At 64.4% G+C, this 18,584-nt stretch carries 18 protein-coding genes; 11 read left to right on the plus strand and 7 right to left on the minus strand.

Annotation, left to right across the window (positions count from 1 at the left end; genetic code table 11):
- Positions 1-996, minus strand: a 996-nt coding sequence (gene gltX, locus VF497_RS07975) for a glutamate--tRNA ligase (RefSeq protein ID WP_330887445.1), incomplete at its 3' end; no start/stop codon positions are given.
- A 72-nt stretch (positions 997-1,068) separates the two neighbouring features.
- Here gltX and VF497_RS07980 point away from each other — a divergent pair.
- Positions 1,069-3,069 carry a bifunctional 2',3'-cyclic-nucleotide 2'-phosphodiesterase/3'-nucleotidase gene (locus VF497_RS07980; RefSeq protein ID WP_414706867.1) on the plus strand — a complete coding sequence of 667 codons (2,001 nt, stop codon included), beginning with the start codon at positions 1,069-1,071 and terminating at the stop codon, positions 3,067-3,069.
- 120 nt (positions 3,070-3,189) lie between these two features.
- Positions 3,190-4,881 carry an AMP-binding protein gene (locus tag VF497_RS07985; protein ID WP_330887449.1) on the plus strand — a complete coding sequence of 564 codons (1,692 nt, stop codon included), beginning with the start codon at positions 3,190-3,192 and terminating at the stop codon, positions 4,879-4,881.
- A 156-nt stretch (positions 4,882-5,037) separates the two neighbouring features.
- Here the strand turns inward: VF497_RS07985 and VF497_RS07990 are convergent, their stop codons facing one another.
- Positions 5,038-5,484, minus strand: a complete 447-nt coding sequence (locus VF497_RS07990; RefSeq protein ID WP_330887451.1) for a DUF4399 domain-containing protein — start codon at positions 5,482-5,484, stop codon at positions 5,038-5,040.
- A 132-nt stretch (positions 5,485-5,616) separates the two neighbouring features.
- On the opposite strand from VF497_RS07990, the gene VF497_RS07995 reads away from it, so the two are divergent.
- The 3 genes from VF497_RS07995 to VF497_RS08005 all read left to right on the plus strand — a co-directional run bounded on the left by VF497_RS07995 (position 5,617) and on the right by VF497_RS08005 (position 10,002).
- Positions 5,617-7,431 carry an ABC transporter ATP-binding protein/permease gene (locus VF497_RS07995; protein ID WP_330887452.1) on the plus strand — a complete coding sequence of 605 codons (1,815 nt, stop codon included), beginning with the start codon at positions 5,617-5,619 and terminating at the stop codon, positions 7,429-7,431.
- Between the two features lie 853 nt (positions 7,432-8,284).
- Complete coding sequence (locus tag VF497_RS08000) at positions 8,285-9,454, plus strand: glycosyltransferase family 1 protein (protein WP_330887454.1); 1,170 nt, start codon at positions 8,285-8,287, stop codon at positions 9,452-9,454.
- Positions 9,451-10,002: a phosphatase PAP2 family protein gene (locus VF497_RS08005; protein WP_330887456.1), complete on the plus strand. Its 552-nt coding sequence runs from the start codon at positions 9,451-9,453 to the stop codon at positions 10,000-10,002. The genes VF497_RS08000 and VF497_RS08005 overlap by 4 nt, the downstream gene beginning before the upstream one ends.
- A gap of 8 nt (positions 10,003-10,010) precedes the next feature.
- On the opposite strand, the gene VF497_RS08010 is transcribed toward VF497_RS08005, so the two are convergent.
- Positions 10,011-10,892 (minus strand): carbon-nitrogen hydrolase family protein, encoded by an 882-nt coding sequence (locus tag VF497_RS08010; RefSeq protein ID WP_330887458.1) that lies wholly within the window; start codon positions 10,890-10,892, stop codon positions 10,011-10,013.
- 92 nt (positions 10,893-10,984) lie between these two features.
- Between VF497_RS08010 and VF497_RS08015 the strand changes: the two genes are divergently transcribed.
- Entirely contained in the window at positions 10,985-11,794 is an 810-nt protein-coding gene (locus VF497_RS08015) for a DUF72 domain-containing protein (protein WP_330887461.1), read from the plus strand.
- Positions 11,795-11,801: 7 nt separating this feature from the next.
- Here VF497_RS08015 and VF497_RS08020 read toward each other — a convergent pair whose 3' ends face one another.
- On the minus strand, positions 11,802-12,482 hold the full coding sequence (locus VF497_RS08020; RefSeq protein ID WP_330887463.1) for a GNAT family N-acetyltransferase: 681 nt from the start codon (positions 12,480-12,482) through the stop codon (positions 11,802-11,804).
- Positions 12,483-12,697: 215 nt separating this feature from the next.
- Here VF497_RS08020 and VF497_RS08025 point away from each other — a divergent pair, with 215 nt between their 5' ends.
- Together VF497_RS08025 and VF497_RS08030 are read left to right on the plus strand one after the other, a co-directional pair.
- Positions 12,698-13,540 (plus strand): trypsin-like serine protease, encoded by an 843-nt coding sequence (locus VF497_RS08025; protein ID WP_330887465.1) that lies wholly within the window; start codon positions 12,698-12,700, stop codon positions 13,538-13,540.
- A gap of 186 nt (positions 13,541-13,726) precedes the next feature.
- The gene (locus VF497_RS08030; protein ID WP_330887467.1) at positions 13,727-15,088 is read left to right on the plus strand and encodes an MATE family efflux transporter; all 1,362 of its coding nucleotides are present in this window, start codon (positions 13,727-13,729) and stop codon (positions 15,086-15,088) included.
- Positions 15,089-15,238: 150 nt separating this feature from the next.
- Here VF497_RS08030 and VF497_RS08035 read toward each other — a convergent pair whose 3' ends face one another.
- A complete protein-coding gene (locus VF497_RS08035; protein ID WP_330887469.1) occupies positions 15,239-15,598 on the minus strand; it encodes a YciI family protein in 360 nt (119 codons plus the stop codon).
- 129 nt (positions 15,599-15,727) lie between these two features.
- A complete protein-coding gene (locus VF497_RS08040; protein ID WP_330887471.1) occupies positions 15,728-16,105 on the minus strand; it encodes a hypothetical protein in 378 nt (125 codons plus the stop codon).
- A gap of 115 nt (positions 16,106-16,220) precedes the next feature.
- Here VF497_RS08040 and VF497_RS08045 point away from each other — a divergent pair, with 115 nt between their 5' ends.
- Positions 16,221-16,439: an RNA-binding S4 domain-containing protein gene (locus VF497_RS08045; RefSeq protein WP_330887473.1), complete on the plus strand. Its 219-nt coding sequence runs from the start codon at positions 16,221-16,223 to the stop codon at positions 16,437-16,439.
- 49 nt (positions 16,440-16,488) lie between these two features.
- Positions 16,489-17,007 (plus strand): zinc ribbon domain-containing protein, encoded by a 519-nt coding sequence (locus VF497_RS08050; RefSeq protein WP_330887474.1) that lies wholly within the window; start codon positions 16,489-16,491, stop codon positions 17,005-17,007.
- A 30-nt stretch (positions 17,008-17,037) separates the two neighbouring features.
- On the opposite strand, the gene VF497_RS08055 is transcribed toward VF497_RS08050, so the two are convergent.
- A complete protein-coding gene (locus VF497_RS08055) occupies positions 17,038-17,754 on the minus strand; it encodes a class I SAM-dependent methyltransferase (protein ID WP_330887476.1) in 717 nt (238 codons plus the stop codon).
- 125 nt (positions 17,755-17,879) lie between these two features.
- Here VF497_RS08055 and VF497_RS08060 point away from each other — a divergent pair, with 125 nt between their 5' ends.
- Positions 17,880-18,323, plus strand: coding sequence for an SRPBCC family protein (locus VF497_RS08060; protein WP_330887478.1), 444 nt, complete (start codon positions 17,880-17,882; stop codon positions 18,321-18,323).
- Positions 18,324-18,584: the final 261 nt, after the last annotated feature.

An 18,584-nucleotide genomic window follows, 5' to 3' on the forward strand; every position in this document is an offset into this window, starting at 1 on the left:
GAGGCCCTGCATGCGCAGGTGCCACTCGAACTCAGGTGCGAGTTCGAGCGGATCGTCGTTCTTGATGTACTGCGCATTCAGCCATTTCAGCTTGTCGAGATCGAAGCGCGCGGCAGCCTTGTTCACGTCGCTGACGTCGAACAGATCGATCATCTGCTGGCGCGAGAAGATTTCCTGATCGCCGTGCGACCAGCCCAGACGCACGAGATAGTTGAGCAGCGCATGCGGCAGGAAGCCGTCGTCGCGGTACTGCATGACGCTGACCGCGCCATGGCGCTTCGACAGCTTCTGTCCATCGGCGCCGAGGATCATCGGCAGGTGCGCGAACGCGGGCACCTTCGCGCCGAGCGCGTGATAGATGTTGATCTGGCGCGGCGTGTTGTTGACGTGGTCGTCGCCGCGAATCACGTCGGTGATGCCCATGTCGATGTCGTCGACGACGACGGCGAAGTTGTAGGTCGGAAAGCCGTCGGAGCGGAAGATGACGAGATCGTCGAGCTCGTCGTTGCTCCACTCGACGCGGCCCTTGACCTTGTCGTCGAACACGACGCTGCCGCCCTGCGGGTTCTTGAAGCGGATCACCCGATTCGGATCGTCGCGGTAGGCCTCGTTGCGCTCGCGGTAATAACCGTTGTAGCGCGGTTTCTCGTTCGCCGCCATCGCGGCGTTGCGCATCGCTTCGAGCTCGTCCTTGGTCTCGTAGGCGTAATAGGCCTTGCCGGCCTTGATCAATTCCTCGGCGACATGACGATAGCGATCCATGCGCAGAGTCTGGTAGTACGGGCCTTCGTCCGCGTTGAGGTCGAGCCAGCGCATGCCATCGAGAATCGCCTGCACGGCGGCATCGGTCGAACGCTCGCGATCCGTATCTTCGATGCGCAGGATGAATTCGCCGCCGCGATGCCGCGCCTCCAGCCAGCAGTACAGCGCGGTGCGCGCGCCGCCGATGTGCAGGTAGCCGGTGGGACTGGGGGCGAAGCGGGTGCGGACGGTCATTGCGAAAACAGGTCGAAAAACGGGCGGAAAGAGTAACAGAAGGCGCGCTAAACTTCGCTTTTCGGCCAGAGAATGCAGACGATGAAACGATGGTTACTCGCAGCAGCAGCCGCTGCATTCCTTGCCGGCTGCGCTGCCCTCGGACATGTGCCCACGAAATCGGCGCAACTCGCGCCTGGCGCACATGCGCAACTCGTCCTGCTCGAAACGACCGATATTCATTCGAACGTGATGAGCTACGACTACTACAAGCTCGCCGAGGACAAGACCATCGGCCTCGAGCGCGCGGCGACGCTGGTCCATGCAGCGCGCAAGGAATTCACCAACACCATGCTGTTCGACGCCGGCGACACGATCCAGGGCACCGTGCTCGCCGACTACGAGGCGCAGGTCAAGCCAGTGGCCTGCGGGCAGGAACTGGCGGTGTACAAGGCGATGGACGCGCTCGGCTACGATGCCGCGACGATCGGCAACCACGAGTTCAATTACGGCCTGCCGTTCCTGAGCCAGGTCACCGGCACCGCGTTCGACGTGACGAATGTTCCGGTCGAGCATTGCAAAGGGCCGGATTTCCCGCTCGTGCTGTCGAACGTGTTCAGCGCGAAGGACGGCAAGCCGCTGTATGCGCCGTGGAAAGTACTCGCACGCACGATCAAGACGCAGACTGCGGATGGCAAGACGGTCGAGACCCCAATCAAGGTCGGCGTGCTCGGCTTCACCCCGACCTGGATCCTCGACTGGGACAAGCGCAATCTCGACGGCAAGGTCACCGTGATGGGCGTGGTCGAAGCGGCGCAGAAGTATGTGCCGGAAGTGAAGGCGGCCGGCGCCGACGCCGTCGTCGCGATCTGCCATTGCGGCCTCAATCCCGCGCCCTACTCGGAACGGCTCGAAAACGCCGGCTGGCATCTCGCCGGCGTGCCAGGCGTCGATGTCGTGATGCTCGGCCATTCGCATGATGTGTTCCCCAATCCCGCCGATGCGAAGTCGCGTTACGCGCATATGCCCGAGGTCGACAATGCGCGCGGTCTCGTGCGTGGCGTGCCCGCGGTGATGGGCAACTATTTCGGCAAGAGCCTCGGCGTGATCGAGCTGGCGCTGGTCTGGAACGACGGTCATTGGCAGGTCGATCGCGCGGCGAGCAAGTCCGAGGTACGTTCGGTCAAGGGCACGACTGCCGACGAGCACATCGCCGAGCTGGTCAAGGACGAACACGCCGGCGCGATCGAATACGTGAAGACGCCGATCGGCCGCAGCGACTACGACATCAGCACCTACTTCGTCGCCGTGGGCGACACTTCGGCGCTGGCGCTGGTCAACGCTGCCGAGCGCGATTACGCGCAGAAATACATCAAGCAGAACCTGCCGCAGTACGCGTCGCTGCCCGTGCTCGGCGCGGCTTCGCCGTTCAAGGCCGGCTTCGGCGGACCGAACGATTACACCGACGTGCCGGCCGGCACGCTCGCGATCAACAACGCCGCCGACCTCTATCTCTATCCGAACACGCTGACCGCGGTGAAGGTGAACGGCGCAGGCGTGAAGGCGTGGCTGGAAAAATCCGCTGGCTGGTTCCATCGCATCGACCCGGCCAAACACGAGACGCAGGAACTGGTCAACACCAAGTTCCCGACCTACAACTTCGATGTACTGCAGGGCGACCTCACCTGGACGATCGACGTCACCCGCGAGCTGGGCCAGCGCATCGTCGACCTCAAGTATCGCGGCAAGCCGGTGCGTGACGACGCGGAGTTCATCGTCGTCACCAACAACTACCGCGCCGCCGGCGGCGGCAGCTTCCCGGGCCTCGACGGCGGCAATACCGTGTTCTCCGCACCCGACACGAACCGTGATGCGCTGATCGGCTTCGTCCGCGCGCAGCGCGAGATCACGCGCAGGAAGTTCGGCGACCAGCGTAGCTGGCGCTTCGCTAAGGTGAAGACGGCCGGCCCGATCATATTCACCTCGGCCGCGGGCAAGCTCGACGTCGCCCATGCCGCGGGGCTGAAGAACATCGCGCTGGTCAAGGACAACGGCGACGGCACGGCGGCGTATTCGATCGACCTGTCGCACTGACGGTCGCCACGCCCTCTTCCCCACCAGCCGTGGGAGAGGTAGCGATGCGAACGAAGGGGCTATGGACAGCCCTTGCTGCCGCTGCAATATTTCGCGGGTTCCGGCGAGAGAGAGAGGGCGATGCCAGGCATACCGAGCTACGTGAGCGGCACCTCGTCCGTGCCGCTGATCGGCGAAACGATAGGTGCGTGCTTCGACCGCATCGCGCGCGAACACCCGGCGCGCGACGCGCTGATCTCGCGCCAGCAGAACGTGCGCTGGACCTATGCCGAACTCGCCGACCGCGTCGATCGCGTCGCCGCGAGTCTGCTGCGCCTCGGCCTCAAACCGGGCGAGCGCGTAGGCATCTGGGCGCCGAACTGCGCCGAATGGACACTGACCCAGTTCGCCACGGCCAAGGCCGGGCTGATCCTGGTCAACATCAATCCGGCCTACCGACGCAGCGAGTTGGAATACGCGCTGAACAAGGTCGGCTGCAAGGCGCTCGTGCTCGCACCGAGTTTCAAATCGAGCAACTATCTCGACATCCTCGGCGACATCGCGCCGGAACTCGCGCAGTGCGCGCCCGGTGCGCTCGCCGCCTCGAGGCTGCCCGGGTTGCGCCACGTGGTGCGCCTGGGCGCGCAATCCTCGCCGGGAACGCACAACTTCGATGCGCTGCTCGTCGAAGCGAGAGCGGAGGAACGCGAACAGTTGGTCGCGATCGGCGCGCGCCTGCAGTTCGACGATCCGATCAACATCCAGTTCACCTCGGGCACGACTGGCCTGCCCAAGGGCGCGACGCTGACCCATCACAACATCCTCAACAACGGTTACTTCGTCGCCGAGACGATCAAGCTCGCGCCGGGCGAGCGCCTGTGCATTCCGGTGCCGCTGTACCACTGCTTCGGCATGGTCATGGGCAACCTCGGCTGCGTCACCCACGGCGCGACGATGGTTTATCCGGGCGACGCCTTCGACCCGGGCGCGGTGCTCGAAACGATCCAGGCCGAACGCTGCGCCGGACTGTACGGCGTGCCGACAATGTTCATCGCCGAATTAGGTCACCCGGACTTTGCGAAATACGATTTGTCCAGTTTGCGCACCGGCATCATGGCCGGCTCGCCCTGCCCGATCCAGGTCATGCGCCAGGTGATCGAACACATGCACATGACTGATGTGACGATCGCCTACGGCATGACCGAAACCTCACCCGTGAGTTTCCAAAGTGCGACCAGCGACAGCATCGAGCGCCGCGTGTCGACGGTCGGTCGCATCCATCCGCATCTCGAGGTGAAGATCGTCGACGAGAATGGCCGCATCGTCGCGCGCGGCGAGCCCGGCGAACTGTGCACGCGCGGCTACTCGGTCATGCTCGGCTACTGGGGCGACGAGGCGAAGACTGCCGAGGTGCTCGACCGCACCGGCTGGATGCACACGGGTGATCTCGCCATGATCGACGCGGAAGGCTACTGCAACATCGTCGGCCGCTCGAAGGACATGGTGATTCGCGGCGGCGAGAACGTCTATCCGCGCGAAGTCGAGGAGTTCCTTTACCGCCATCCGAAGGTACAGGACGTGCAATGCGTCGGCGTGCCCGATGCGAAGTTCGGCGAGGTGCTCTGCGCCTGCGTGATCCTCAAGCCCGGCGCGAGCGCCGACGAGACCGAACTCAAGAACTTCTGCAAGGGCGAGATCGCGCACTACAAGGTGCCGCGGTACGTACGGTTCGTCGATTCATTCCCGATGACCGTAACCGGGAAGATTCAGAAATTCATCCTGCGCCAGGCGATGGCGGATGAACTGGGGCTCAAGGCGCAAAAGACGGCGTAGTTTTTTCTTCCCTTCTCCCACCGGGAGAAGGTGCCCCGCAGGGGCGGATGAGGGAAAAGCCTTTCCGAGCTCGAAGATCATCCACAAATCGCGGCGCTCTTCCCTCATCCGGCGCTGCCGCGCCACCTTCTCCCGATGGGAGAAGGGAGGCAGGAGTCATTTCACATGTACGGTGATCTTCTTCGACACCAGCGGCGGATCGAATTGCACGTGCGAGAGATCGGCAAAATCCAGCTGCAGGGTGTGGTCGCCCGGCGGCAGCTTGATTGTGTCCTCCGTCTGGCCCTTGCCGTAGTGCTTGTGCGTGGCGTCGTTCGGGATCGGCGCATTGCCCGGCGGCAGTTCTGCCACGTCGATCAGCAGGTGATGATGCCCCGTGCCCGGGGTCGGGTCGCCGGCCGGACGAATCGCGACGCCCTTGGCACCGAACTTGACCACAAACTCCTGCCCCACCGTTTCGCCGTCCTTCGGCGAGACGATGAACACCGACGCGCCCGCGGGCGCCTTCTTCTGCTCGACGCCGGCCGGCTTGGCCGCGTCCTGGGCAAAAACTGTCCCCGTGCCCGAGACCAGCAGGATTGCCAACAAAATCGATTTGCGCATCGCACTCTCCCATCCAACGAAGTGGAAAGATCATACCTCTTGCAACGTTAAACTGTCGGGAGTCGGGCCCTCTTCGCCCTCGTACATGGCCGAGGCTGGAAAAACCGCCAACCGCCTCCACATCGAACCGCGATGCCATCGACCCAAGACACCTCGCGCACCACCCTGGTCGGCGCCTTCCGCCGCCTGATGCCGACCGTATGGCACTACCGCGGACGCGTGTTCGCCGCACTCGCCTTCCTCGTCGTCGGCAAGCTGGCCAACATTGCCGTGCCGGTCGTGCTCAAGCACCTCGTCGACGGCCTCGACGTGAAGCCGTCGCCGCTCGTCATCCCGCTGCTGTTGCTGATGGCCTACGGCGCGCTGCGCCTGTCGACCTCGTTCTTCCAGGAACTGCGCACGATCGTGTTTGCGCGCGTGCTCGCGCGCACCTCGCGCGAAATCACCTTGCGCGTGTTCGCCCACCTGCATAATTTGAGTTTGCGCTTCCATCTCGACCGGCGCACCGGCGGAGTCGCGCGCGACGTCGAACGCGGCATGACCTCGGTCTCCGACCTGCTCGACTGGACGATCTACACGATCCTGCCGACGCTGTTCGAGATCTCGGTGATCTGCACGATCCTCATGCTCAACTACGACTGGAGCTTTACCGCGATCACGCTCGCCACGCTCGTCGTCTACATCGCCTTCACCTTCTCGATGACCGAGTGGCGCCTGCGCTTCTATCGCGCGGCGAACGAAGCCGACACCGAGGCCAACGCACGCAACGTCGACGCGCTGCTCAACTATGAGACGGTCAAGTATTTCGGCAACGAACAGCACGAGTTGCGCCGTTTCGACGTGAGCCTGCGCAATCTCGAAGAGGCGACCGTGAAGTCGCAGAAGTCGCTGGCCGCGCTCAACATTGGCCAGACCGCGATCGTTGCGATCGGCTTGACCCTGCTGCTCTGGCGCGCCTCCGCCGGCGTCGTCGCCGGCACGCTGAAGATCGGCGACCTGGTCATGGTCAACGCGTTCCTGATCCAGCTCTCGATCCCGCTCAACTACCTCGGCATGGTCTACCGCGAGGTCAAACAGGCGTTGACCAACATCGAGCGCATGTTCGGCCTGCTCGCCGAGCCGCAGGAAATCCGCGACGCCCCGGACGCGAAGCCGATCGCGCTGCGCGGCGGCGAAGTACGCTTCGACAACGTGTCGTTTGGTTACGATCCCGCGCGAGTCATCCTGCACGACGTGGCTTTTTCCATTCCCGCCGGCAAGACGGTCGCCGTCGTCGGCACCACGGGCGCGGGCAAGTCGACTCTGTCGCGCCTGCTCTACCGCTTCTACGACGTCAACGGCGGCGCGATCCGCATCGACGGTCAGGACATCCGCGCGGTCACCCAGGAATCACTGCGCAACGCGATCGGCATCGTGCCGCAGGACACCGTGCTGTTCAACGATTCGATCTATTACAACATCGCCTACGGCAAGCCCGAGGCGACGCGCGACGATGTGATCGCCGCAGCGCGCGCCGCGCACATCCACGACTTCATCGTCTCGCTGCCGCAGGGCTACGACACCGGCGTCGGCGAGCGCGGTTTGAAATTGTCCGGTGGCGAAAAGCAGCGCGTCGCGATCGCGCGCACCCTGCTCAAGAACCCGACCATCCTCGTCTTCGACGAAGCGACCAGCGCGCTCGACACGCGCACCGAGAAAGTCATCCAGGCCGAACTCGCCGAGATCGCGCGCGAGCGCACCACACTCGTCATCGCGCATCGTCTGTCGACTATCGTCGACGCCGACGAGATTCTCGTGCTCGATCATGGCCGCATCGTCGAGCGTGGCACGCATATCGAGCTGCTTGCCCAGGGTGGCCGCTACGCGGCGCTGTGGGCAATGCAACAACAGTCGCGCGAAACCTCGCCAGCCTCACCGCCGCGCGTCGTCGAAGCCGTCACGACGTAAGTGCAGCGTTGGTCTTTGCTTTTTTATCTGTAGTCGATAAGAGCAAAGGCTTCCACTCGTCCTGCGGACGAGCGGGTAACTTTCTCTTGCTCGCACAAGAGAAAGTCACCAAAGAGAATGCGCCCCAGAGCATTGCGCCTTTCGGGCATCCTGCCCGAAAGGTCCGCGTCAGCGGCCGGGTTCCGTTGACTGCACATCCCTGTCCAGACAACGGAATCGGCGCGATCCATCGCGCCGCCCCTGCGGGCGTTTCCGACCGCTGCCGCCACAATGCAATGGGGACCCGGAAAAGCCACAGCAGCGCGCTCCTGCGCGCAGAAGCAAATCAAGAGCACCCGTTTCGCCTTCGGCATCTTTTCCCGCGTCGCGTGCCGGGAAAGGAATCTGTTGCTTTTCGCTCTTGACCTTCTTCCCCCTTTCACCGCACCGAGCATCGCAGGCGGCGGCGGGGGAAAGGCGCGCATGTCCGAGCGCAGGGATGCGCGAGTTCGCGCCGGCCCGCCGGCGCCGAGAAGCGCAGGGCACTTTCGCGCAGCGAAAGTGCGGTGGCGGGGCGTGTTTCTCTTGGTGACTTCTCTTTGCTCGTGCAAAGAGAAGTCACCCGCTCGCCGAAGGCGAGTGGAGGCTCTTGCTCTTACAAGCGAAAGATCGAAAGACGAACCCGTGGATTACATGCGGCGTCCTGCAGCGTGCCCTTCGGGCAGTTCGCTTCGGCATCCACGCAAGGCGGTTCGAACCGGAATGACGAGCCAAAGCACGCGGTAACGCGACCGAAACAATTCGGTAACGCCCTGTACACCCCACGGCACTAGCGTGCGCACAGTACGCGGAAACAGCCGCGCGGAGCCCACCGATGCGCATCGCCATGGTCACCGAAACGTTCCCGCCGGAAATCAACGGCGTCGCGTTGACCGTGGCGAGTCTGGCGCAGGGTCTGCGCGAGGCCGGGCATACGGTGCAGGTCGTGCGTCCGCGCCAGGCCGACGACGATGCCGGCACGGACGAAAACAGTCCCGACGTGCTCGTGCGTGGCGCGCGCCTGCCGAAGTATCCGGGCCTGCAGTTCGGCCTGCCGACTGCGCGGCGCCTGCGCAAACTGTGGAAGGACGAGCGCCCTGACGCGATCTACGCGGCCACCGAGGGCCCGCTCGGCTATTCGGCGCTGCGCGCCGCACGTGCGCTGGGCATTCCCGCCGCAACCGGTTTCCACACGCGTTTCGACGACTTCGCGCGCCACTACGGCTTCGGCTTTCTCACCCCGGTCGTGTTCGCCTATCTGCGCCGCTTTCATCGCCAGGGCGCAGCGACGCTGGTGCCGACGATCGAATTGCGTGATTTCCTGATCGAGAACAAGTTCGGCAACGTCGTCCTGCTGCGCCGCGCGGTGGACAATACGCTGTTCTCGCCGGCGCATCGCGACGAAGCATTGCGCGCGAAATGGGGGCTCAAGCCCGGCCAGCTTGCGGTGATCTACGTCGGACGCATCGCTCCGGAAAAAAACCTGCCGCTCGCGGTGCGCACATTCCGCGAGATCCAGAAGATCCACCGCGATGCGCGCTATGTCTGGGTCGGCGACGGCCCCGCGCGCGCCGCTCTCGCGGCCGAGAATCCCGACTTCATCTTTGCCGGCATCCAGCGCGACATCCATCTTGCGCGCCATTTCGCCAGCGCCGACCTGTTCGTGTTCCCGAGCCTGACCGAGACCTTCGGCAACGTCACCCTCGAGGCACTCGCCAGCGGCCTGCCGACCGTGGCCTTCGACTATGGCGCCGCACGCGAGCACCTCACTCCCGACTGCGGCCGACGCGTGCCGTTCGCCAACGAAGACGCCTTCGTGCGCGCGACGCTCGACCTCGTTCGTGGCGACGTGACGCGCGCGGACATCCGCGCCGCCGCGGTCGGTGCCGTCGCCGAACTCGAACCGGCCACGGTCGCCGCCCAATTCGCCAAGCTGCTTGCAGGTCTGCCGCAGCCCGGCGCCAAGATCACCGGCAACGGCAACCTCCGCGAGGGAGCGACATGAGCGCGATGCAACTTCTGCAGACTCTCGAACTGCGCAGCCGCGAAGTGCGCCTGTGCAAGCGCGCCAACGATTGGGGTGGGCGCAAGGCGATCGCCGGCTTCTTCGGTGTGATCAGCCGCCTCGGCGACGGCGTGTTCTGGTACGTGCTCATGCTCGCGATCGCGCTGTTCGGCGGCGCCAAGGGCATTCTCGTCGCGTTGCAGATGGCCTTGACCGGCCTCGTCGCCGCCGCGATGTACCGCACGCTCAAGCGCTGGACGCGGCGCCCGCGTCCGTTCCGCACGCATCGCGACATCGTGCCGCTGGTGTTGCCGCTCGACGAGTTCAGCTTTCCTTCCGGCCACACCCTGCACGCGGTTACGTTCACGATCATCGCGCTCGCCTGGTTCCCGCTGCTCGCGCCGCTGCTGATCCCGTTCGCCCTGCTCGTCGCCGCCTCGCGCGTCGTGCTCGGGCTGCACTATCCGAGCGATGTGCTCGCAGCGACGCTGATCGGATGCGCTCTGGCGACGACCTCGCTCTGGGTCGCCTCTTCGATCCGCTTCTGATCGCACCGCTACAGCGTTTCCACTTTTGCACGCACGACGCCGGGGCGCGATTGCTGCCCCCAATCGACGGGCACCGCAACCTGCGCATTCGCGGCCGTCGCTTCGAGCGCGGCAAGATCGACGTCGGCGATCAGCCACGTCTCGCCGGGGGTCGCGGCGGCGACCAGACCGTCGTCGGGCAGGCCGCGATCACTGGGCGCGTAGACCGCGGCGCGCCCGGTGTTCGTGTCGAGCGCCGGGTTGTCGGGCGCCTCGCCCGCGGTGACCGACTGGGCGACGTAGATGCGGTTCTCGAGCGCGCGCGCCATGCAGCCGATGCGCACGCGCGATGCGCCCGCTTCGGTGTCGGTGCAACTCGGCACGAGCAGCAGGCGCGCCCCGGCCTCGCGCTGCGCACGCGCGTAGAGCGGAAATTCGCTGTCATAGCAGATGTCGATCGCGATGCGGCCGTATCGCGATTCGAACACTTTGAGCGCATCGCCTGGCTCGATCACGCCCGCGGCGTTCTCGAATCCAGTCAGGGTGAGCTTGTCCTGGAAGACGTGCGATCCGTCCGGCGAAAACAGATAAGCGCGGTTGCGGTATTTCCCGTTCGGTTGTTCCAGCAGAAAGGTGCCGGCGAGCAGATGGATGCGATGTGCGACTGCGAGCCCGGCGAACAGGCGCAGCCAATCCACGTGCACCGCCTGCAGCGCGGCGAGCGTCGCGGGAAAATCGGCGCGCGTTTTCGCATCGAGCGTCGAGGCGAGTTCGAGCGCGAGATATTCCGGCAGCACGACGATGCTCGCGCCTTGCTTCACCGCCACGGCGATTTCAGCGAAAACGCGTGCGGCGAATTCCTGGAACGACGCGGGCGCTTCGATGCGCCATTGAGCGAGGGCAATCTTCATCGGACAAGCTTAGCGCACGGGAAATGGTGCCACCGAGGTGTGGCGCGCCTGTCCCGTTTTCAATACGATCCGGCTTTGTCCGGAGCGCCGCGATGAGTGCGAAAATCCACGTCGGCATCGGTGGCTGGAACTACGCGCCATGGCGCAACAATTTCTATCCGCCGAAATGGCCGCAGAAGCGCGAACTCGAATTCGCGAGCCGGCAACTCACCTCGATCGAAATCAACAGCACCTACTACAGTCCGCAGAAACCGCCGACCTACGCGCGCTGGCGCAGCGAAACGCCCGACGGCTTCGTGTTCTCGCTCAAGGCGCCGCGCTTCTGCACCGACCGGCGCACGCTGGCTGACGCGGGCAAGGCGATCGACGGCTTCGTCTTCGGCGGCCTCGCCGAATTCGGCGATCGGCTCGGGCCGATCAACTGGCAACTACCGCCGTACAAGGTGTTCGATCGCGCCGACCTGGCCGCGTTCTTCGATCAGTTGCCGCGCGCGCTCGACGGCCTGCCGCTGCGCCATGTGCTCGAGGTGCGCCACGCGAGTTTCCTCTGCGCGGAGTATCTCGAACTCGCACGCCGCCAGCGCATCGCCACGGTGTTCACCGACTCGCCGAAATATCCATCGTTCGCCGATGTGACTGGTGACTTCGTTTACGCGCGGCTAATGCGCAGCGAAGCGGACATCGACGCTGGCTATGCCGCTGCCGATCTCGACGCCTGGGCGCTACGCGCGCAGGCCTGGGCCGGCGGCATGGAGCCGACCGATCTGCCGCGCGTGCAAGCCGCGTCTACGACCGATACAGCTAAAGCCAGGCCGCGCGAGGTGTTCATCTACTTCATCAGCGCGGCGAAGGAGCGCAATCCGGCCGCGGCGAAGTCGCTGATAGCACGCCTCGGCGAGTGACCAAAGCTCAGCCGCGCCGCAGCGCCCAGAACGGAATGTCGCGGCGCAGGCGAAAGCCGATCCGTTCGTACAATTGGTTCGCGCGCGGGTTTTCGTGGCTGACGTGCAGGAACGGCAGCCGGCCCTGACGCAGCGTGTCGTTGGTCAGCATCGCGGTCAGCCGTCGCGCATAACCCAGGCCGGCAAAATCCGGATGCGTGCAGATCGCGCTCATCTCGCGCGCCGAGTCCGTACCGAGACGCTCGCCGATCATCGCCGCAAGTCGTCCATCGCGATAGATGCCGAAGTAGCGGCCCATGTTCATCGTGCGTTCGCGAAAATAATGCGGATAGACCAGCGCGGTCAGCGCGAGCACGTCGGCGCGATGAGCCGAGGTCAATTCGATCGCCTCGGGCCCTTCGACTTGCGTAATCGGTTGCTCGCAGATCATCTGCGCGAGCGGGCGAAACGGCTCGAGCGTCCAGTGCGCCGGCGCCTTCGGCGCGACGCCGAGCAGGTACACGCTCTCGCCCGGTGCGACCAGGGCCTCGAGATCGGACGGCGCCGCGGCCCGCACATCGGCCACCGCAAGGAACGGTGCGTACGCGGATGGATAGCGCGCGGCATCGCCCGAACGCAGGGCCAGGTCGCGATGGACGCTGGCCAGCGAAGACCAGAACGGATTGTCCAGTTCGGGAAGCGTCGACATGACACTGCAGTGTGATTGAGCCGGGAAGGATTCTTCTGCCGCGGGGCGAACTTCGCAAGCACGGGGACCCTTTCGCCGGCTCCCGCGCACGAAGCACCTTAATCCGGTCTTTACTTTTGCGCGCGTAGAATCCCGCTGCCGGACCGGTGGGGGTAGACTTCGGACCACGGCCGCGCAAGCGCGCGATACGTTACATTCCAACCACAGGAGTACGTATGACCCTGATGCAGCCCCATTCCTCCCGCAGATTCCACCGCCTCGCCGCGGCCATCCTGCTTGCCGCGGCGGCGTTGCCGGCGATGGCAATCACGTTCGGCACGGCCGATGGCAACGGTCATCCCAATGTGGGCTCGATGGTCGTGAAAACGCCGGATGGCGTCTTCCAGTGGTGCTCCGGCACGCTGATCGCGCCACAGGTGTTCCTCACCGCCAGCCATTGCACCCAGCCGATCGCGCAATACCTCACCGACCATCCCGACTGGCAGTTCCTCGTCACTTTCGATCCGGTGATCGATACGACCGGCACGACGGGCACCTTCTACAGCGGCACGCCGCACACGAATCCGCTGTACGGTACGGGCGGGCAGAACGACCCGCACGACATCGCCGTGATCACGCTCGATTCCGCGCCGCCGCTTACGCCGGCGACTCTGCCTACGGCCGGACTGTTCGATACGATGAAGGTCGACCACACGCTCAACGGCACGCGCTTCACCGCGGTCGGCTACGGTTCGACGCGCGACTCGATCAAGAAGGGGCCGCAGGGCATCGACAGCAGCAATGTCGAGCGCCAGAACGTCGACCAGGGTTTCCGCTTCCTCACCGACGCCTGGCTGACCTTCGACATGCTGCCGACCGGATCGAACAACAGCGGTGGTACCTGCTACGGCGATTCCGGGGGCCCGCATTTCCTGCACGACACGAACGGCACCGAGACCGAAATCGTCGCCGCGATCACGATCACCGGCGACACGCAGTGCAAGTCCTCGGACAAGGACTATCGCACCGATTCGCCGTCGGCGCGCGCGTTCCTCGCCGATTACGTCACGCTGCCCTGAAACATCCGGCAGGGAAACATCCGTCACGGTGCACGCGACCGCGTGTGCCGTGACGCGCTGTCGCTACCGAACCATGCGCGCGAACCGCAAGACCTGACGATTGTCATGCGGCGTCTCTGAAGCCCGTCAATAACGACGAGGGCCCGCGCATGCTAACGTGCGCGCGTTCCATCGCGGGAGCGCACCATGCACGATCTGACCCAAGGGCCAGTCAGCCGGCATATCATCAAGATGGCGATGCCAATCGGCATCGGCATGTTGTTCCAGACCTTGTATTTTCTCGTCGACCTGTATTTCGTCGCGCGCATCGGCGACGCGGCGATTGCCGGCGTCGGCGCCGCCGGCAACATCATGTTCATCGTCATGGCGCTCACTCAGGTGCTCGGCGTCGGCACGGTGACGCTGATCGCGCAGGCGGTCGGGCGCAAGGATCAGGGCGACGCCAATCTGGTGTTCAATCAGAGTTTGCTGCTCGCAGCGCTGTGCGGCCTGCTCACGCTCGTGCTCGGCTACCTCGCCATCGGGCCGTACATGCACATGATCGGCGCCGATACCGCGACGCAGGATGCCGGTATCGCCTACCTAGCATGGTATCTGCCCGGGCTGGCGTTGCAATTCGCATCGGTCTCGATGGGCTCGGCGCTGCGCGGAACCGGCATCGCCAAGCCGACGATGCTCGTGCAGGTGCTGACCGTCGTGATCAACGCGATACTCGCGCCGGTGCTGATCGCCGGCTGGGGCACCGGCAGCGCCCTCGGCGTCGCCGGCGCCGGGCTCGCGACGACGATCTCGATCGCCGTCGGCGTCGTCCTGCTCGCGCTGTATTTCATCAAGCTGGAAAAATTCGTCGCTTTCGAGCGGGCACTGTGGGCACCGCGCGTGGAGACATGGCGCCGCATTCTCGGCATCGGCCTGCCGGCCGGCGGCGAGTTCGCCCTGATGTTCATCTACATGGCGGTGATCTATACAGTCATCCGCGATTTCGGCGCGACCGCGCAGGCCGGCTTCGGCATCGGCGCCCGCGTCATGCAGGCGATCTTCCTGCCGGCCATGGCGGTCGCGTTTGCGACGTCGCCCGTCGCCGGGCAGAACATGGGTGCCGGCCTGCCCGATCGCGTGCGCGCCACGTTTCGTTCCGCGATCGGCATCGGCAGTGCGTTGATGCTTGCCCTCACCCTGATCTGCCAGGCGAAGCCGGACTGGTTCGTGCGCGCATTCACCCAGGACGCGGCGGTAGTCGCGATCGCGACGCAATTCCTGCGCTACATCTCGTGGAACTTCGTCGCCCAGGGCATCGTGTTCACCTGCTCGGGCATGTTCCAGGCGCTAGGCAACACGGTGCCCTCCTTGATCAGCAGCGCCTCGCGCCTGCTCACGTTCGCGCTGCCGACGATCTGGCTGTCGCGGCAGCCCGGCTTCGAACTGCGCGACGTATGGATGGCCTCGGTCGCCAGCGTCGCGCTGCAGGCCATATTCAGCCTGTGGCTGATGCGGCGCGAGTTTCAGTTGCGCCTGAAGCCGGTAGGCGTGGCAGCTGCTGCCGTCTGAGCGCCGAGAACCCTCTGCACAAGCGTAACGAGCGAAGACAGTTCGCGCGCCGCCGGAGCGCAGGAACCGGAGCATACACAGAAGTATGTGAGGATTCCGAGCACCGCCGGCGCGCGAAATGTCGAGCGCAGTAGCTTGTGCAGAGGGTTCCTAGCCGAAGTCGGCCTCCATCACTTGCCGCACTTCGCAATCCAGCTCCCAGCCATCGGCGATGTGCAGTTCGACGAAGCGCTCGGTCAGCGCGATCGCTTCCTCCAGCGACTGCGCCTGGAGCATCGCGTAGCCGCCGACCACTTCCTTGGTTTCGGTAAACGGCCCGTCGACGAGCGTGATCTTGCCGCCGCGCAAGCGCACGCGCTTGCCCTTGGCGGTCGGCATCAGGCCGGCGGTATCGAGCAAGGTTCCGTTCCGGGTCATGTCGCCCATCAGCTCGCCCATCTCGCGCATGAGGCGTTCACTGGGCTGTTTTCCGGTGTTTTCCTGGACCCGGATCAGGGATAGAAATCGCATCGTTGGTCTCCTGTGTGGTTGGACGGACGACCGCTGCTGTCCGCGAGCAAGCCGTTTCCATCTCGACGACGAACGAGATGAAGCGGGATCGACATCAAGCAGACCAGTTGCTTCTTTGTTTTTAGCGGGTCACGCCTGCGAACGCAGGGAACGCGCAATCAAGCCGATGCCGCCGAACAGCAGCACAAGCATCAACAGTGTGTTGAACAGGCTGGTCGGGCGAAAATAGATCTGCAGGTTGGCGATCACGCCCGCGAGCACGATGGCGAGCCCGGCGATCGTCAGCAGCCAACCCAACATCGACCTGCCATTGAAGAACAACAACGCGACGCCGGCCGCGAACGGCAGCAGCGACAGGCCGAACGAGTTGTAGCCCCACAACGACCACATACCGCTCGTCACGGTCACCTGGTTCATCAGGAGCCAGCCGCCGACCACGGCAAGCACGAAACCGATGAGGAACTGCCCTACGCCACCGGGCGTTCCGCCCGCACCTGAAATCGCCATGATCCTGCTCCCCGCTCTGATTGACTTCCTTTTACGGAGAAGGTGGAGGCGGGTCAACAACCTGCGATCCCGCGCTGCAATTCACTCCCCGATCAAACTCGTCTACCCTAACCCCATGACCATCGAATTCCCTCTCGACCGCGATCACGTCGAGTTGCACCACCTGCTCAAGCTCACCGGCATCTGCGACAGCGGCGGTGCGGGCAAGGCCATGGTCGCAAGCGGCGCCGTGACCGTCGACGGCGCGATCGAACTGCGCAAATCCTGCAAGATTCGCGACGGCCAGATCGTGCGGGTCGGCGATGCGGTAATTCGCGTCACGGCCACGCACTAGCAATAATCTCGCGCCAACTCTCGACCCCAACATTCGAACAGGAGTGCCCATGTCGACCTGCCCACAATGCGGAGCGAACGTGGCCGCGGATGCGCATGCCTGCGCAAAATGCGGCGTGAACCTGATCTTCCACTACATCCCTCATCCCCGGATAGCCGAGCGCAAGGAACGCATCCCGTTCAGCACGAGAGACTGTCTGCCGCACAACGGCGTGATCCAGCGATTCAACGCCTTTGTCGCGGTGAAGATCACCGACGGGGTCGGCACGATGTGGTGCGCTTATCTGTTCGGCATACTCGCGCTGATCAGCCTGCCCGATGCCGTTCGCGGCGGCACCGCCACTCTGGTCGCCTGGATCGCGCAGACGTTCCTCCAGCTCGTGCTGTTGTCGATCATCATGGTCGGCCAGAAGGTCGACGGCGCCGCGTCGGACAAGCGCGCGATCGAGACTTACGACGATGCCAGCGCCGTTCTGCAGGAAGCGATGCAGATCCAGGCGCATCTCGCCGCGCAGGACAAGGTGTTGTCGCAACTGACCGACGAGATGCGCGCGCTGCGGAGTTCTTGATCGCAGCGTCGCGTTGCAGAAAACCGGATTTTATCGCGCGATCAGAACGAAGGTTTCCTGTCCGCAGACGTCGCCCACGCGACGACTGAGCGCGAATCCGCTGCGTTCGGCCAAGGCGAGGAAATACTCGGGCTGCACGTCGGCGCGGAATTCGTCGCCGCTGAACGTGCTGCCATCCTCCGGGCGATCATGGATCGATGCGATCAGCTTGCCGCCGTGCTTGAGCACGCGCCGTGCTTCCTGCAGGTAGCGCACCGCCGCACCTTCCTTGAGATGAGTAAACAGCGAAGCGGCGAAGGCCAGGGTCATGCTGCCGTCTGCCGCGGGAAAAACGACTTCCTCCGCGCTCAACGCGCCCTCGGGGTTGTAGCGCGGCCCGCGTACGTCGAGATGGGCGAAGCGGAAACGTCCCTCGGTCACCGGCGAGATGTAACGCGAATTCCAGGCTATGTACGGCTGGATCACGTCGACGCCGAGATAGTCCTCGATCTGCGGATGATGCAGCAGCATGCGCGCCGTGCGCGCGCAGCCGCAGCCGATGTCCAGCACGCGCGCGTGCGCAGGCAATTCCATCGCGACGAGCTGACCCCAGGCGTCGCCGACGACGAGGAAATTCTCCACCGTCTCGGCACCGACATGCAGCATCATGCGCGCGTTCGGCAGCGGCGCAATGCCGTTCCAGCGCGGGAAATGTGGATTGGTGGCTTCCGCGTCGGCGGCCGTTGGCAATGCTCTGTCTTCGGTCATGTCCTCTTCACTCGGTCCAATGTTCAATGCGATCGTGCAACGCTAGTCTAGCGTCGATGTCGATTTTCCTGTTTCCCGCTCGTCGCTGACAATGAGGGCTCCTCCTCTACCAACGAGAAATGATCATGTCTAGCACCATCCGTCTTCACCGTGTCCTGCGCGCGCCGCCCGAGCGCATCTATCGCGCCTTCCTCGATGCCGCCGCGCTGAGCAAATGGCTGGCGCCGAACGGCTTCACCTGCACCGTGCACGAACTCGAAGCCAAGGTCGGCGGCCGCTACCGCATGTCGTTCACCAACTTCTCTGCCGGCGGCGGCCACAACTTCGGCGGCACCTATCTGGAACTCGTACCGAACGAGCGCATCCGCCACGACGACCGCTTCGACGACCCCAACCTTCCCGGCACCATGATCACGACGATCGATCTGCGCGCCGTGATCTGCGGCACCGAATTGAATGTCGTGCAGGAAGGCATTCCCGACGCAATTCCCGCGGAAATGTGCTACCTCGGCTGGCAGGAATCGCTGGTGCTGCTTGGCAAGCTGGTCGAGGTGGAGATTCCGGGCTGAGGCCGCAGGTTGGATTGAGCGAAGCGAACTCCGACGCAAGCTCGGATATCCCGAGAATGCGGTTGGGATTCGCCACGACTTTCCCAACTTGCGCGCTGAATCATCGGCGTTTGCAGGTGAGTGTGTCGCCGACCACGAAGCCGCCTTCGCGCATCACCTGCCAGTCCACGCGCAATACGCCATCCGCTGCACGCACGTAGATGAACTTCTGCGCCGGCTGCACCTCCGGCGCCGACGTCCACGTCAGCGTGTCGCCTTCCC

Source organism: Rudaea sp., assembly GCF_036383415.1.
GTDB lineage: Bacteria > Pseudomonadota > Gammaproteobacteria > Xanthomonadales > Rhodanobacteraceae > Rudaea.